This is a genomic window from Rufibacter glacialis (assembly GCF_008271745.1).
Taxonomy (GTDB): Bacteria; Bacteroidota; Bacteroidia; order Cytophagales; family Hymenobacteraceae; genus Nibribacter; species Nibribacter glacialis.
Window position 1 is genome coordinate 891797 of sequence record NZ_VKKZ01000010.1, and the last position, 14198, is coordinate 905994.

General features: G+C 53.7%; 8 protein-coding genes. 4 read left to right on the forward strand and 4 right to left on the reverse strand.

The window, feature by feature from the left end; all coding sequences use genetic code 11:
* Positions 1-198: 198 nt before the first annotated feature.
* The 3 genes from FOE74_RS04520 to FOE74_RS04530 all read left to right on the forward strand — a co-directional run bounded on the left by FOE74_RS04520 (position 199) and on the right by FOE74_RS04530 (position 3903).
* Positions 199-1860: a hypothetical protein gene (locus FOE74_RS04520; RefSeq protein ID WP_149097389.1), complete on the forward strand. Its 1662-nt coding sequence runs from the start codon at positions 199-201 to the stop codon at positions 1858-1860.
* Between the two features lie 108 nt (positions 1861-1968).
* On the forward strand, positions 1969-2889 hold the full coding sequence (locus FOE74_RS04525; protein WP_149097390.1) for a serine hydrolase: 921 nt from the start codon (positions 1969-1971) through the stop codon (positions 2887-2889).
* Positions 2890-2907: 18 nt separating this feature from the next.
* Positions 2908-3903, forward strand: a complete 996-nt coding sequence (locus tag FOE74_RS04530) for an N-acetylmuramoyl-L-alanine amidase family protein (protein ID WP_149097391.1) — start codon at positions 2908-2910, stop codon at positions 3901-3903.
* A 669-nt stretch (positions 3904-4572) separates the two neighbouring features.
* On the opposite strand, the gene FOE74_RS04535 is transcribed toward FOE74_RS04530, so the two are convergent.
* Complete coding sequence (locus FOE74_RS04535) at positions 4573-6669, reverse strand: M3 family metallopeptidase (protein WP_188686251.1); 2097 nt, start codon at positions 6667-6669, stop codon at positions 4573-4575.
* A 260-nt stretch (positions 6670-6929) separates the two neighbouring features.
* Positions 6930-7388 carry a GNAT family N-acetyltransferase gene (locus tag FOE74_RS04540; RefSeq protein WP_149097393.1) on the reverse strand — a complete coding sequence of 153 codons (459 nt, stop codon included), beginning with the start codon at positions 7386-7388 and terminating at the stop codon, positions 6930-6932.
* 536 nt (positions 7389-7924) lie between these two features.
* On the opposite strand from FOE74_RS04540, the gene FOE74_RS04545 reads away from it, so the two are divergent.
* Complete coding sequence (locus FOE74_RS04545) at positions 7925-11368, forward strand: pyruvate carboxylase (RefSeq protein ID WP_149097394.1); 3444 nt, start codon at positions 7925-7927, stop codon at positions 11366-11368.
* A gap of 113 nt (positions 11369-11481) precedes the next feature.
* Here FOE74_RS04545 and FOE74_RS04550 read toward each other — a convergent pair whose 3' ends face one another.
* Positions 11482-11883, reverse strand: a complete 402-nt coding sequence (locus tag FOE74_RS04550) for a DUF4383 domain-containing protein (protein WP_149097395.1) — start codon at positions 11881-11883, stop codon at positions 11482-11484.
* A 991-nt stretch (positions 11884-12874) separates the two neighbouring features.
* On the reverse strand, positions 12875-14194 hold the full coding sequence (locus FOE74_RS04555; RefSeq protein ID WP_149097396.1) for an ABC1 kinase family protein: 1320 nt from the start codon (positions 14192-14194) through the stop codon (positions 12875-12877).
* Between the last annotated feature and the right edge of the window lie 4 nt (positions 14195-14198).

Here is a 14198-nt window from a genome sequence, read left to right on the forward strand (position 1 = left end):
TTTTCAAAGAAAAAGCCTGTAAACGGGGGTAAGTAATCCTAAGTGAGATAGGGCCAACGGCTGGGTCAGACCCGAAGCAACCCATAGCAAGCCCAGGCCTCTGATTGAGCGGTGTTTTCTGAAAAAGAAGGCGTAAATAACAGATACTTCCTGGCTAGCTGCGTACAAGGCGTTCAGTTAGATGATGAACCGTAACCCGTGGAAGAGGAAGTAACCCGTGTGTCAAGGAAGAAGAAGTACCTGGCGGTAGGCGGCGCCGTGCTGTTAACCGTTTTGGTGCTATTGCTGGTGGCCCTGCAACGGCTAGACGCCTGGGCGGAACAGAAGCTGAAAAAGCAGGTAGCCACCCAATCAAAAGGACTGTATTCGCTGACCCTGGCAAAGGTAGATATCTCTCTCTTAGCCGGCTCCGTGAGCCTTGATTCTCTCCGGTTGGCTCCCAATGACACCGTCTGGAAGCAGTTACAGCAAAAAACGCCGGCGCAGGCCCCAGCCAGCCTGTCAGAGGTGGCTGCCGCCAAGGTGCAGGTGCGGGGCATCCCGTTTCTGAAAATCCTTTTCGGGGGAGACATTCAGGTCAGCGCGCTCCACCTCCATAGCCCAGATTGGACCCTGCGGCAAATGAAGAAAGACACCACCTCACAGCCCTTGCACGAAACCCTGGGGGAAAAATTCCGGAAGTTGGCCATCCGGGAAATCAAGATAGAGAAGGGGGGCTTCCGGTTTAAAAACAATCCAGACACTAAGACGGCCCTTTACTGGGTCAAAGGCGTAGAGGTGCTGGCCAAGGGTGTACGCCTGGACAGTTCTTCCTACCATGATCCCTCCCGCGCATTTTACAGCCAGGAGATCTCAGCTTCTTTGCAGGAAGCATCGTTTTTCCTGCCTGGAGGCGATTACCAGGTCAAAAGCGGACCGGTGAAAGCCTCCACGGAAAAAAAGGAACTAGCCTTTGCCCGGCTTAGGCTCCTGCCATTGCGTAGCGCCGGCGAGATGTCCAGGAAAGCGGGGCAGGCCGTTACCAGGTTCAGGGTGCAGGTACCGGAAGTGCGTTTGGGCCAGGTGGAATTTGGGACCATGTTCCGGCATTCCAACGTAGTGATAGGGTCTTTGGTGGCCCAGAAACCTCAGGTAAACGCCTACAAAGACAGCAAGCATTACCGGACCAAGGGCAAAGGCCTGATGCCGCATGACGTGGTCCAGCAACTCCCGTTCGGCCTGAACGTGCGTACGGCCAAGGTGCGGGATATGTATGTCAGGTATGAGGAGCTGTCTGAGAAGGCGTTCAAAACCGGCTATGTTACGGGCAGCAACATTGACCTCACGCTCACCAACCTCACCAATGACAAGAACCTGATCTCCGCCAAAAGACCGGCCATTCTGAAAGGGAGCGGCTATCTGATGGGCAAGGCCCTTATGCAAGCCACGGTGCGCCTGGCCCTGCTGGACCCCAACGGCTACCATTCCATAGAAGGCACCATCGGTAAAGGCTACCCCGCCATTTTGAACCCCATGGTAGAGCCTAGCATGTTCGTGCGCGTGAAAAGCGGTTTTTTGCAAAGAGGCTCTTTTAAAGTGGAGTTAACTAAAACTTCGGCCACGGGCCACATGCAACTGCAGTATGATGACTTCAAGATTGATCTGCTGAACAAGGAAAAAGAGGAAAAGCAGTCGTTGGGCAACAAGATCAAGTCTTTGGTGGCCAACAAGCTGGTGCTGAAGTCTGAGAGCGAGGAAGACGGGAAAGCCCCCCGGGAGGGTGCTATCCAGGTGAAGCGCCGCCCTGAGCGTTCTTTCCTCACCTACTGGAAAGACTGCCTGGCCAACGGGGTGCTTTCCATCATTGGGGCGCCTATGTAACCCGGTGTGGGCGGGAGGGGCTGTTTAAGGGCCGTTTTTTGAAGTATACCCCGGAACGGTTACCTTGGAAGGCCAAGTTCCTGGATTTACCATTTGCCGCCGCCCTGTATGAAAATACTTTTTGCCCTTTTCTTCCCTTTCTTCCTGTTCCATATGGCCAATGACGCTATGGGTCAACCAGAACCTAAAGAATTGCTGCGGCAGAAAACCGAGCGGCAGTTGCGTGACCTCCTGGAGAAATCACCGGCTGTGACCGGGCTGGTGGCTATAGACCTTACCTCCGGCGAGGCTTTCCGGTTTAACCAGGACCAGGTGTTCACGCAAGCCAGTGCCATAAAAATCCCTATCCTGCTGGAAGTCTATAAACAAGCCCAAAACGGAAAATTCGCGCTTCACCACCTGCATAACATTGCGCCCGCCCAAGTGGTAGGCGGAACGGGCATCATCAAAGACCTCCCCGACAGCACCGCCTTCAGTATCAGGAACCTGGCCGTTTTGATGATCACCCTCAGCGACAATACCGCCACCAACGCCCTGATTGATTTGGTAGGCCTGGCCAACATCAACGCCACCCTGCAAAGCCTGGGCCTGAAACAGACCCGTGTGCAGCGCAAAATGATCCAGGGGGCCGCCTCGGGTAGGGGCGAGGAGAATATCTCCACGCCTGCTGAGGCCGCCCAGATCCTGCAGATGCTCTACAAAGGGCAGTTCCTGAACAAAGCGGCGTCCGCCGAGATCGTTTCCATCCTGCAGAAGACTAACCGTGAGGCCAGCCGACTGACTTCCGGTCTACCGGCCCACGTGCCGCTTGCCTTCAAGCCCGGTATCCTGAATGGCGTTTCCACGGAGTGGGCCCTGGTGCTCCTGCCCGAAAGACCTTACGCCGTAGCCATGATGGAGAACTACAAAGTGCCAGGTCAGCCTGACCGTACCATGGAAGAGGTATCTGCTGTGCTCTACCAGTATTTCTGGCGGCTGGGCAATGCCACCCGCTACGGCACCTACGTAGACCCTAAACTAATCAAGTAACTTTCCTCTGCCGTACATATGCCCCTCCGTTTCCTTGTCTCGCTCCTTCTTGGTTTCTGTCTCTCAACGTTAGTGGCCCCCGCGCAGAAAAAGGCCAGCCCACTGGCGGGCAAGGTGATTTGCCTGGACGCGGGTCACGGCGGCACTGCCCAAACCGACCACTACCGGGTAGGTCCCACCGGGGAGCGTGAAGAATGGATCAACCTGCGGGTGGCGCTGCACCTGCAGAAGCTATTGGAGGAGAAAGGCGCCACCGTGCTCATGACCCGCACGGCAGACGACAACATCTCTTTTGACGACCGGGTGAAATTGGCCGTTCAAAACAAAGCCCAGGTGTTCCTGTCTATCCACCACAACGCCACCGCCGACTCCAGCGCGAACTTCCCCATTATCTACTACCACGGGTACGCCTCTGAGAATGTAGCCAGCGTGACGCTTGCCAAAAAGGTAGCGCAGGCCTTGGTGAAACACCTTTATCAGGCCAAGGTGCCGGTGACCATTGCCTCAGACCATACCATCTTCCCCACGGCCGGGGCCAAAGTGCTCCGCGATACCTACGGCATTCCGGCGGTCATTGCCGAGGCCTCTTTCTTCACCAATGCCCCCGAGGAAGCCCGCCTGAAAGACCCTGCCTACAACCACCAGGAGGCCTTAGCCCTTGTGGCCGCTTTGGAGGCGTTTTTCGGAAAAGAGCCCCAAAAGATCCTTCCCAAGAACTCCTTGCACACCTTGCCACCGTTCAAAGCCGCCGTAGAGGCAGAGCGCATGGGAGCCACTGCCAAACGCTGGAAGCAGGATTACCAGCAAGGGTTGGCATTGATGAAAAGCAAAGACGCCGCCAGCCAGCAGCAGGCCTATGAGCTCTTTTCCCGCTCGGTCCGTTCCTTCCCAGATTCTTACCTGGCTGCTGCTTGCCACCGTCACCGCGCCACTTTGCTGAAGCGTTTAGGAAAGCCAGCAGAGGCCAAACAGGAAGCTCTGCGGGCGAAGGAATTTTATGTAGAGCTGAGGTAGGGAGTTGCAAGCACAAGGCAGAAAGGGCCTGGTAATCCTGTTCTGGGCCTGTTTTGTTCAAAACAGGCCTAAAATAGGAGACCCATCAGGTTAACAATAAGTAATTTCCACCCTAGATTCCTCTTTTCTGTCATCCTGGAAGGATCTTGTGAGCGAACTAGAAAGTCGCTGAAAGAACATTTTTACCGTTCGCCGCCAAGATTCTTTCAGGATGACAAAGAGGGTGGAAAGAGGGTGGGGAGGAGGCCTTTGGAAGGCAGTAAGGGAGAACGCCGCCCATAAGTCATATACCATCCAGCCGCTGGTTCCCGGCGAGTCTGGAGACTTGCTGCATCCTCAATTATGAGGCTGTAGTCTCGCGTCAGGCGGTTTTAAACCTGTGAGGTCTTGGAGACCTCACAGGTTTCGCGGTTACGCATCAGCGCGTGTTCTAAAGACCTCGTAGTGTGCGCAGCTCCTACGAGTGTCTCTGCCATTACCGTTTACCGCCCTTTTTTCCCTAACACAACCCCAAAACGCTGCGCAAACCTCCCTTTCCGGAAAGCGCCTCCTTACTCCCCTGATTCCTTACAAAGGAAACGGCCCCTTTCAGTTTTACCTGAAGGGGCCGTTTCGTAGACTGCAAAGGCAGGAGGGTCTAGCTGTTCACCTCAAACCTATAACCTGAAATTACAAACTCACCGGGGTCAGACCGCGTTTCTTGAGCAGGGGCTGAATGCCGGGCTCGGCGCCTCTGAACTTCTTGTAGAGTTCCATAGGGTCTTCGGTGCCGCCTTTCTCCAGAATGTTCTTCCGGAAAGATTTGGCTTTCTCCTGGTTGAACAGGCCGTTCTCTTTGAACACCTGGAACGCATCCGTGTCCAGCACGCCAGACCAGATGTAGCTGTAATAGCCCGCTGAATAGCCTCCAGAGAAGATGTGGCTGAAGTAGGTGCTTCTGTAGCGAGGAATGATCTGTTCGGGCAAGCCCACCTTCTGCATGGCCGTTTTCTCGAACTGATTGATATCGCCCTCCAGGTTCTGAGTTTGGGTGTGATAGGCCAGATCAAGTAAAGAGGCCGCCAGGTACTCAGTCGTTTCAAAGCCCTGGTTGAAGGTGCCGGCTTTCTTCATTTTCTGGAGAAGCGCGTCGGGAATCACCTGACCGGTTTTGTAGTGTGTGCCGTACATTTTCAGCACCTCGGGCTCAGCGGCCCAGTTCTCCATGATCTGCGAAGGCAACTCCACAAAATCACGTGGTACGGAGGTACCCGCCATGCTTTGATAGGTCACGTTAGACAGCAAGCCATGCAGCGCGTGGCCGAACTCGTGGAAGTAGGTGGTCACCTCATCAAAGGTGAGCAGGGCCGGGGCATCGCCGGTAGGCTTTGTGAAGTTACACACAATGGAGATCACCGGGGCCAGGCGCTTGCCTTTCTCGGTTTTCTGGGCGCGGTAAGAGGTCATCCAGGCACCGCTTCTTTTAGAGGCCCGCGGGAAGAAGTCCATGTACAGGATCCCTACCAGTTTGCCATCGGCCTCGGTCACTTCATATGCGGTTACGTCTTGGTGGTACTTGGGCAGGTTAGGCAAGGCCTTGAATTTAAGGCCGTACAGTTTCTCCGTCACCGTGAACACGCCTTTTCTGATGTTGTCCAGGCTGAAGTAGGGTTGCAGGTCCTGCTCGTCCAGGTCAAAACGCTCTTTCCGGATCTTTTCGGTGTAATACCGCCAGTCATACGGGGCTACTTTGAATTTGGCACCCGAGGCGTCTACCATTTTCTGGATGTCCTGCTCTTCCTGCTTGGCTACAGCCAGGGCCGGGGCCCATAGTTGATCCAGCAGCTTGTTCACGTTCTCCGGGGTTTTGGCCATGCTTTCTTCCAGCACGTAATGGGCGTGGGTTTTGTAGCCCAGCAACTGCGCTTTCTCGCGGCGCAGGTTCACAATCTTGCGCAGAACTTCTTTGTTGTCCTGGGCATTGTTGTTATTGCCCCGCAGGGAGTAGGCTTCCCAGATCTGCTTGCGCAGGTCGCGGTTGTCGGCGTACTGCAGGAACGGCATCACGCTGGGGTTTTGCAGGGTGAATACCCATTTGCCCGGCTTTCCGGCGGCCTTAGCGGCGTCAGCGGCGGCGGCCACTACGCCCTCGGGCAACCCGGCCAGGTCTTTCTTATTATCAATGACTAATTGGTAGGCATTGGTCTCCGCCAGGATGTTCTGCCCGTACTGCAGGCTCAGCAAGGACAATTCGCCGTTGATTTTCTTCAGCTTCTCTTTGTCTGCGTCCTTGAGGTTGGCGCCGCTGCGCACGAATGATTTGTAGGTTTCCTCCAGTAGTTTCTGCTGCTCAGGAGTCAGTTTGAGGTCTTTTCTGGCAGAATAGACCGTTTTCACGCGATCAAACAATTTCTGGTTCAGGATGATGTTGTCACTGTGGGCCGACAGTTCCGGCGCTATCTCACGGGCGATTTTCTGGATCTGCTCATTGGTGTTGGCCGAGTTGAGGTTGTAGAAAACCGTAGACACGCGGCCTAACAGCTGGCCGGCATTCTCCATGGCCAGGATGGTGTTGTCAAACGTGGCCGGTTTGGCGTTGCTGACAATCGCATCAATCTCGCGCTGGTGCTGCCGGATGCCTTCCTGCAAGGCCGGTTTGAAATGCTCATCCTTGATCAGGTGAAAGGGCGGCACCTGGTGCGGGGTGTTGTACTTCTCTAAAAGGGGGTTGGTTTTGTCTTTGGCCTGACCTGCCGCCTGTTCAGTGCTTAATAGTCCGATAGCCATAGTTGCGAATACGCAGAGGGTTTTAGTAATCATTCTTCTGTTAAAAGGTAATGAAGGCTTTCTTTCTGGGTTGAATAGAAAAAAGAATGCCAAAAGTAAGCATTAAACGCGTGGGGGGCGAAAACCTATATACTTAATTCTTCTTTTGCTTACGTCTGCGAGCCTAAACCGTGTGGAGTTGGTTGCCCAAACCGCAACTAGGTTGCCTTGGAAGAAGGGTGGTTCTACAGGCTTTGGTGCTTTACCTTAAGGCCAGTTTTTTAATGAAATGGGGCCGCAGGCTTTCTTTGGACCCATCTCTCAAACGACATCTCCAGCCTGATCTCGCCTTTTCCCTGGGTGCCCACGTTATCCCAGCCGGCGGTTTGGTAGAAGGTTTCGGCCCGGGTGCCCGGGCTGGTGCTTAGCCACACGTTCTGTTGCGTTTGCTTGAAGTACCAATCCAGCATCAAGGTGTGCAAAGTGCGCCCAATGCCTTTCTTCTCGAAGGCTGGGTCTACAAACAAGGCCCAGATGCTATGGTCTTCCAGATCTGCGATGGCAAAGGCCACCACCGTGCCGTCTACTTCACAAACCCAACCTTTGCCCCGGCGGGTGATGTATTCTTCTACCTTGGCATCGGTGACCAGCGCCGGGTTGGATAGCACGTTCTCCTTCACGGCGTGCCGTACTACCTGCATTTGCGGAATATCTGAAACAGTGGCTTCTCTAAAAATCATGGGTTTTCTAATGGCAGTTATAATAGGTAAAGAAGCGAAAGTTCTACCATTGTTCCTGCAGTTGGAAAACCATTCTGGTGCTGTTTCCTCCTCGTTCGGAAAAGCTTTTTCCCTTATTGGTGAACATAATGCGCATGACCGAAGGTATTTTCCTTAAGTCTTTTTAATAAGTAGGTTGGAATCTACTTCCCAAGTTCTTCTCCAAAGCTGGAAATTCTTCTTGGTTCCATCTTCCGTTTAGGGATTCTTTTTGAAAAATGAGGCCTAAAATAAAGTAGGATAGAGGGGCAGGTGGAGGTTCATGCCAGGAGAAAGTGCTACTTAAACTAACTAACCGCGTTTAATGGCTGTTTTTGGTAAAATAGCTGATAAGCAACTCATATACAGATGGGTGAGCGGTAAAAATAACCTGGCTGAGTCTGGACTTTTAAAAGAAATTTTTGTAACTAACAGACGTTAGCTAGGCGTGGTGGGTGAAAAGAAGAGAAAGGAAAGGTCTGGCCAGATTTCGCGTCTTCACTTCTAATCCTTGCTGCATGAACATCAAAAAACTCCTCGTCGCCAATCGGGGCGAAATCGCGATTCGGGTATTGCGGGCCTGCAATGAGTTGGGCATCAAAACCGTGGCCATCTACACCTATGAAGACCGCTACAGCCTGCACCGCTACAAGGCAGATGAAGCCTATCAGGTAGGCAAAGACACCCAGCCCCTGCAACCCTACCTCAACATTGATGAGATTATCCAGATCGCGAAGGACAACGACGTAGACGCCATCCATCCGGGTTACGGGTTCCTGTCTGAGAACAAAGACTTTTCCCAGGCCTGCGCCGACAACGGGATTCTCTTCATCGGGCCCAAGCCTGCCGCCATGGCCGCCCTGGGCGATAAGATCGCGGCCAAGAAAGTGGCGCTGGAAAACAACGTGCCGCTCATCCAAAGCAACCGCGGTGATTTAACCAATATGGACATCGCCCTGTCTGAGGCCAACCGGATCGGGTACCCCATCATGCTCAAAGCGGCCGCCGGGGGCGGAGGCCGGGGCATGCGCATCATCCGGGACGATGAGCAACTGGAGAAAGGCTTCTTTGAGGCGAAGAACGAGGCTGCCAAAGCCTTCGGCGATGATACCCTGTTCCTGGAGAAATTCGTGGAGCGGCCCAAGCACATTGAGGTGCAGGTAGTGGCCGACAACCACGGCAACATCACGCATCTGTTTGAACGCGACTGCTCAGTGCAGCGGCGGTTCCAGAAAGTGGTGGAGGTGGCCCCGGCCATGGGACTGTCAGACCGCCTGCGCGAGGAATTGTATGAGTATGCGCTTCGCATTTGCCGGGCCGTGAACTACAACAACGTGGGCACCGTGGAATTCCTGGTGAACCCGCACACCGAGGAGATCTTCTTTATTGAGGTGAACCCGCGCATTCAGGTGGAACACACGGTCACGGAGATGGTAACGGGCGTAGACCTCATCAAAACCCAGATCTACATTGCCGCCGGCTATCCGCTGTCTGCACCGGAGATCAACTTGGGCCCCGACCGCCACATCATCCCCACGGGGTTTGCCATCCAGTGCCGCGTGACCACCGAAGATCCCGAGAACGACTTCAAGCCCGACTACGGCACCATCATCGCCTACCGCAGTGCGGGCGGTTTCGGGATCAGGTTAGACCAGGGCAGCGTGTACCAGGGCGCCAAGGTGAGCCCCTTCTTTGATTCGCTGCTGGTGAAAGTGCTGGCGCACGACAATACGTTGCAGGGCGCGGCCATCAAGATGCAGCGCACCCTGGATGAGTTCCGCTTGCGCGGGGTACGCCACAACATGCCGTTCCTGCACAACATCGTGTCCCACCCCGAGTTCATCAAAGGCAACGCCACCGTTGACTTCGTGAAAGACCATCCCGAGCTGTTCTTCTTCCAGAAACGGAAAGACCGGGCCACCCGCATCCTCAACTTCATTGCGGAGATCATGGTGAACGGCAACCCCGACATCAAGGTGAAAGGCCCTTACCGGGCGCTGGAGAAACCACACATTCCTGAATTCCCTAAAAGCACGTCTTACCCCAAAGGCACCAAAGATCTGCTCACGGAGCTTGGCCCCGACGGCTTTTCGCAGTGGCTCCGCCAGGAAAAGAAAATCCACTACACTGATACCACCTTCCGCGACGCGCACCAAAGTCTGCTGGCCACCCGCATGCGTACCTTTGATTTATTGAAAGTGGCCGAAGGATACGCCAAAATGCACCCGCAGACCTTCAGCATGGAAGTATGGGGCGGAGCCACCTTTGACGTCTGCCTGCGTTTTCTGCACGAAGACCCCTGGGATCGGCTGGCGCAGCTGCGGCAGGCCATCCCCAACATTCTGCTGCAGATGCTCATCAGGGGCTCCAATGGCGTGGGCTACAAAGCGTACCCAGACAACCTGATTGAAGCCTTCGTGGAGAAATCCTGGGAGACCGGCGTGGATATTTTCCGCATCTTCGATTCGCTCAACTGGATGAAGGGCATGGATTCCTGCCTCAACTTCGTGCGCAAACGAACCGGCGGCCTGGCCGAAGGCTCCATCTGCTACACCGGTGACATTCTGGACCCCGCCAAAACCAAGTACACGCTGGACTATTACCTGCGGCTGGGCAAACAGCTGGAAGACGCGGGTGCGCACCTCATCGCCATCAAAGACATGGCCGGGCTGCTGAAACCATACGCGGCCCAGGTACTGGTAGAGGCCCTGCGGGATACCGTGAAACTGCCCATCCACCTGCATACCCATGATACGGCCTCGGTGCAGGCGGCTACGTACCTCAAAGCCATTGAAGCGGGCGTAGACGTGGTGGATGTCTGCCTGGGTTCTATGTCGGGGCTCACGTCGCAGCCCAATTTCAACGCGGTGGTGGAGATGATGCGGTTCCAGGAGCGGCACCAGGCCTTTGACATGCCCAGCCTGAACGAGTTCTCCAACTACTGGGAAACCGTGCGCGAGTACTATTATCCGTTTGAAAGTGGCCTGAAAGCCGGCACCGCCGAAGTCTACCAACACGAGATCCCGGGTGGCCAGTATTCGAACCTTCGGCCACAGGCGCAGGCCTTGGGGCTAGGCGACAAGTGGGAGCAGATCAAGCAGACGTATACGGACGTGAACCAACTCTTCGGGGATGTGATCAAGGTGACCCCCAGCTCCAAAGTGGTGGGTGATATGGCCCTGTACCTGGTGTCTAATAACCTCACCACCGTGGATGTGCTGGAGCGTGGCGAACAGATCTCATTCCCGGAGAGCGTGCAGAGTTTCTTCAGAGGCGACATAGGCCAACCCGAGGGCGGTTTCCCGAAGAAGTTGCAGAAACTGGTGCTCAAGGAAGAACAACCTTACACCGATAAGCCGAACGAGCACCTGCCGCCCATTGACCTGGAAGGTGGTTTTGCCGCCTTTCAGAAAAAACACGGCCTAAATCGCCCCTTCACCGATTTCCTGTCTTACCAGCTGTACCCCAAAGTGTGGGAAGAGTATCGCCAGCACCAGATCCAGTTCGGGGATGTCTCTAAAATCCCGACCCGCATTTTCTTCTACGGCATGCGGCAAGGCGAGGAATACATCATTGACATGGCCCGCGGCAAATCCATCATTGTGCAGTATATGTCCATGACCGAGCCCGACGAGGACGGCAACCGCACGGTGTTCTTCAAACTAAACGGCCAGACCCGCAACATAGAGGTGCGCGACAAAACCGTGAAGGTGGAGAAAGTGTCGCACCGCAAAGTGGAGGCGGGGAACGCTAAGCAGTTGGGTGCCCCGCTGCAAGGCCTGCTCTCCAAAGTGCTGGTGCAGAAAGACCAGATGGTGAAGAAGAACACGCCCTTGTTCATCATTGAAGCCATGAAGATGGAAACCACCGTGACCGCCCCAGATGACATGGTCATCGCTGATGTGCACCTCCTGGATGGTACTTTGGTGTCAGCGGATGACCTGGTGCTGAGCTTGAATTAAAAAATTGGCCCTTGGGAGTACAAATCCCGGAGGTGTATAAAAAAGAAAGCGTTTGGGGCCTATTTCTTCAGAAACAGGCCTCAAACGCTTTCTTTCAATAGGAGACGCGGAGTTTAGATTCTTGACCCAATGCCGGCAATCCTTCTTCTGGGTAGCATGCTTGCCAGAAATATCCCAATGCCCAGGCCCAGGTGCAGGTAATTGTCTGCGCCATTGATGGCCAGGAAGCCCAGTAGCATGGTCATGCCCTCCGACCCAATGGTCACCAATCCAATCACACCTAACAGAAAGTACACTGCCCCAAATACCTTAAGAAAGGTTGCCGCCCGTTCTGGGGCTGCCAGGGCTACCAAAACAAACAAGGCTCCACTGATGATGTGCACCAGGTTATGCACCGCATCGGTATGGAAAATGGCATTATGGGTATCGCCTATGAGGGGGTTAGGCACAAATCCTAATAAACCCACCGCTAAGAAAGTAAACCCAATAAGAAGAGAGGCAGTTTTTGTTGTCATAGGTTTGGAAGTGTTTGGTTTATAGCCTACTACGGTAAATTTATATTTATAACTGAAATTGTTATAAATATTTCGTTTATGGGTATCTAAAGTTTTTCTCGCTGATAATAATGCTCCTCCAGGTTCTGATTTTAGTGTAAAAGGAAGACGGTTTGAGCAAGGGTTTCCTGTTAGTTTTCGGGAAATGCCACCTAAACCATTGGGTTCCTCACGTTTCGCCTCCTTTTTAGAAATAGATAAGGTTAAGGCATTCTGATATACTGGTTACTGCTGCTAGTTCAGCACACGTTTTTGAGGCTTTCGCCTCACGGAAGTTTCAAACTTCCGGTCATTTTAAGTCCAAGTTGAAAACTTGAACCAGGTCCAGGTGAAACAGTCCTGTTTTTTCTCCGAGATCTGCCTTGGAACTGTCCCAAGAGGGGCAAAAGGACGGCTAGCCCCACAGGGTTGGCCTTTAAGGAACAAGCCTAGAAACAGCTTCCTCGCATTTCGTCCCCCTTTGAAGGGGGTAGGGGGATGATGCTCGTGCTGCTCAGGCATTCCAGAGGATCATCTTTGTAGTCTTTTTTGCCCATCCGGATTTATAAATCTGGATGTCACCTGCTGGGGATTTATCAATCCCCGTTTTTGTGCATCTCGTGTACTGGGGATTTAAAAATCCCCGACAGAATGGTTCGGGATTGGTAAATCCCAAACAGCACTGGCTTCATCTTTTATAAGGTTCGTAGCTGTTGGTTTTATCCTTAAAACCAGCTGCCGGGTAATTTTACTCCCCTTGCTTCAATCTTACCTTTTGGTTTTGTAGCTCTCCTAAGCAGGTTACTTCAAATAACTGCTTTTACTTCTTCAAACGGCCTTTTCATCCCCCAACCCCCTTCAAAGGGGGACGGAATGCGTGCACAGCAAAGAGATATATTGAATCTCCGCTCTTGCTTGGACTTCAGTTTTCATGTTAGCCTCATGGAATGGCCTAAAACCAGAATGGCTGCGATTACTGCAGCCATTCTGGTTTGGTGGTGGTGATATGGGCCTTGAGTTGGTTCAAGAGACTGTAAAGCCCGAAGTAGGTTCTGTTGATGAACAAGCCGTGGCGGGAGCCGCGGGCCTGCCTTGAGTTCCGGAACATCTTGTCCCGGGCTACCCGGTCACCCAGCGCGAAAATCTGGCTGAAGTACGCGTCATCAGCGAAGTCAAAAGTGGCGGCATGGAAAGGTTTGCCCAGCAAAGCGATCATTTCCTTAAAAACACCCTTGAAATAGGCTTGCTCCTCAGGGGAATCCAGGCTGCTGATAAAGTCCAGGTCAAAGAAAATCTGGTTCAGTTGGGTTTCGTTCAGCAAAGAATCCTTTTTGATCAGCGAGAAATAGCCTCTGTAGAAATCCTCTGGAATCACTTTGACGCACCCGAAATCAATCACGCCCAAGGTCACGCCCTGCTGCACAATAAAGTTGCCCGGGTGCGGATCAGCGTGTACTTTCTTCAAGAGGTGCACCTGGTGGTGGTAGAAGTCCCAGAGGGCCTGCCCAATCTTGTTCCGGTCTTCCTGGGAGGGGTTAGTCTGGAGCCATTCTTTGAGATGGTCGCCTTCCAGCCAGTCCATGGTGATGATGCGCGCGCTGCTGAGGGCCGGGTAATAGGTGGGGAAGTTCAGGTGCGGGATATGGTGACAGGCCTGGGAAATCTCCGTGGACCGTTGTACCTCCAACTTGTAATCCGTTTCCTCCAGCAGTTTCTCCTCTACTTCTTCCATGTAGTGGTTTATCTCCTTCTCGTTCATGTTGAGCAACCGATGGGCGAACGGTTTCACCATGCGCAGGTCTGAGGTCACGCTGTCGGCCACGCCGGGGTACTGCACCTTCACCGCGAAGGTCTGGCCGTTTTTGGTGGCCTGGTGCACCTGCCCAATGGAGGCGGCGTTCACCGCCGAGGTGGTGAAAGTGTCAAATAGAACCTCGGGCGCTACCCCAAAGGCTTTCTGGAAGGTCCTCACCACCAGCGGATAGGAGAGGGGCGGCGCGCTGTACTGGGCCATGGTGAATTTGTCCTGGTAAGCGCGCGGCAGAAGGTTCTTGTCCATAGACATCATCTGCGCCACTTTGAGGGCACTGCCTTTGAGCTCACTCAGGGAGGCGTAAATGTCTTCGGCGTTGCTGGCGTGTAGTTCCTCTTTGCTTAAAGAAGGGTTCACCATCTTCTTGGCGTAGTGCTTGATGTAGTTTCCGCCTACTTTGGCGCCGGCCCCAATGAATTTAGAGGCCCGCTGTACTTTGGAGGTAGGAATATGGTCTTGTTCTGGTTGGGTACTGCTCATGAAG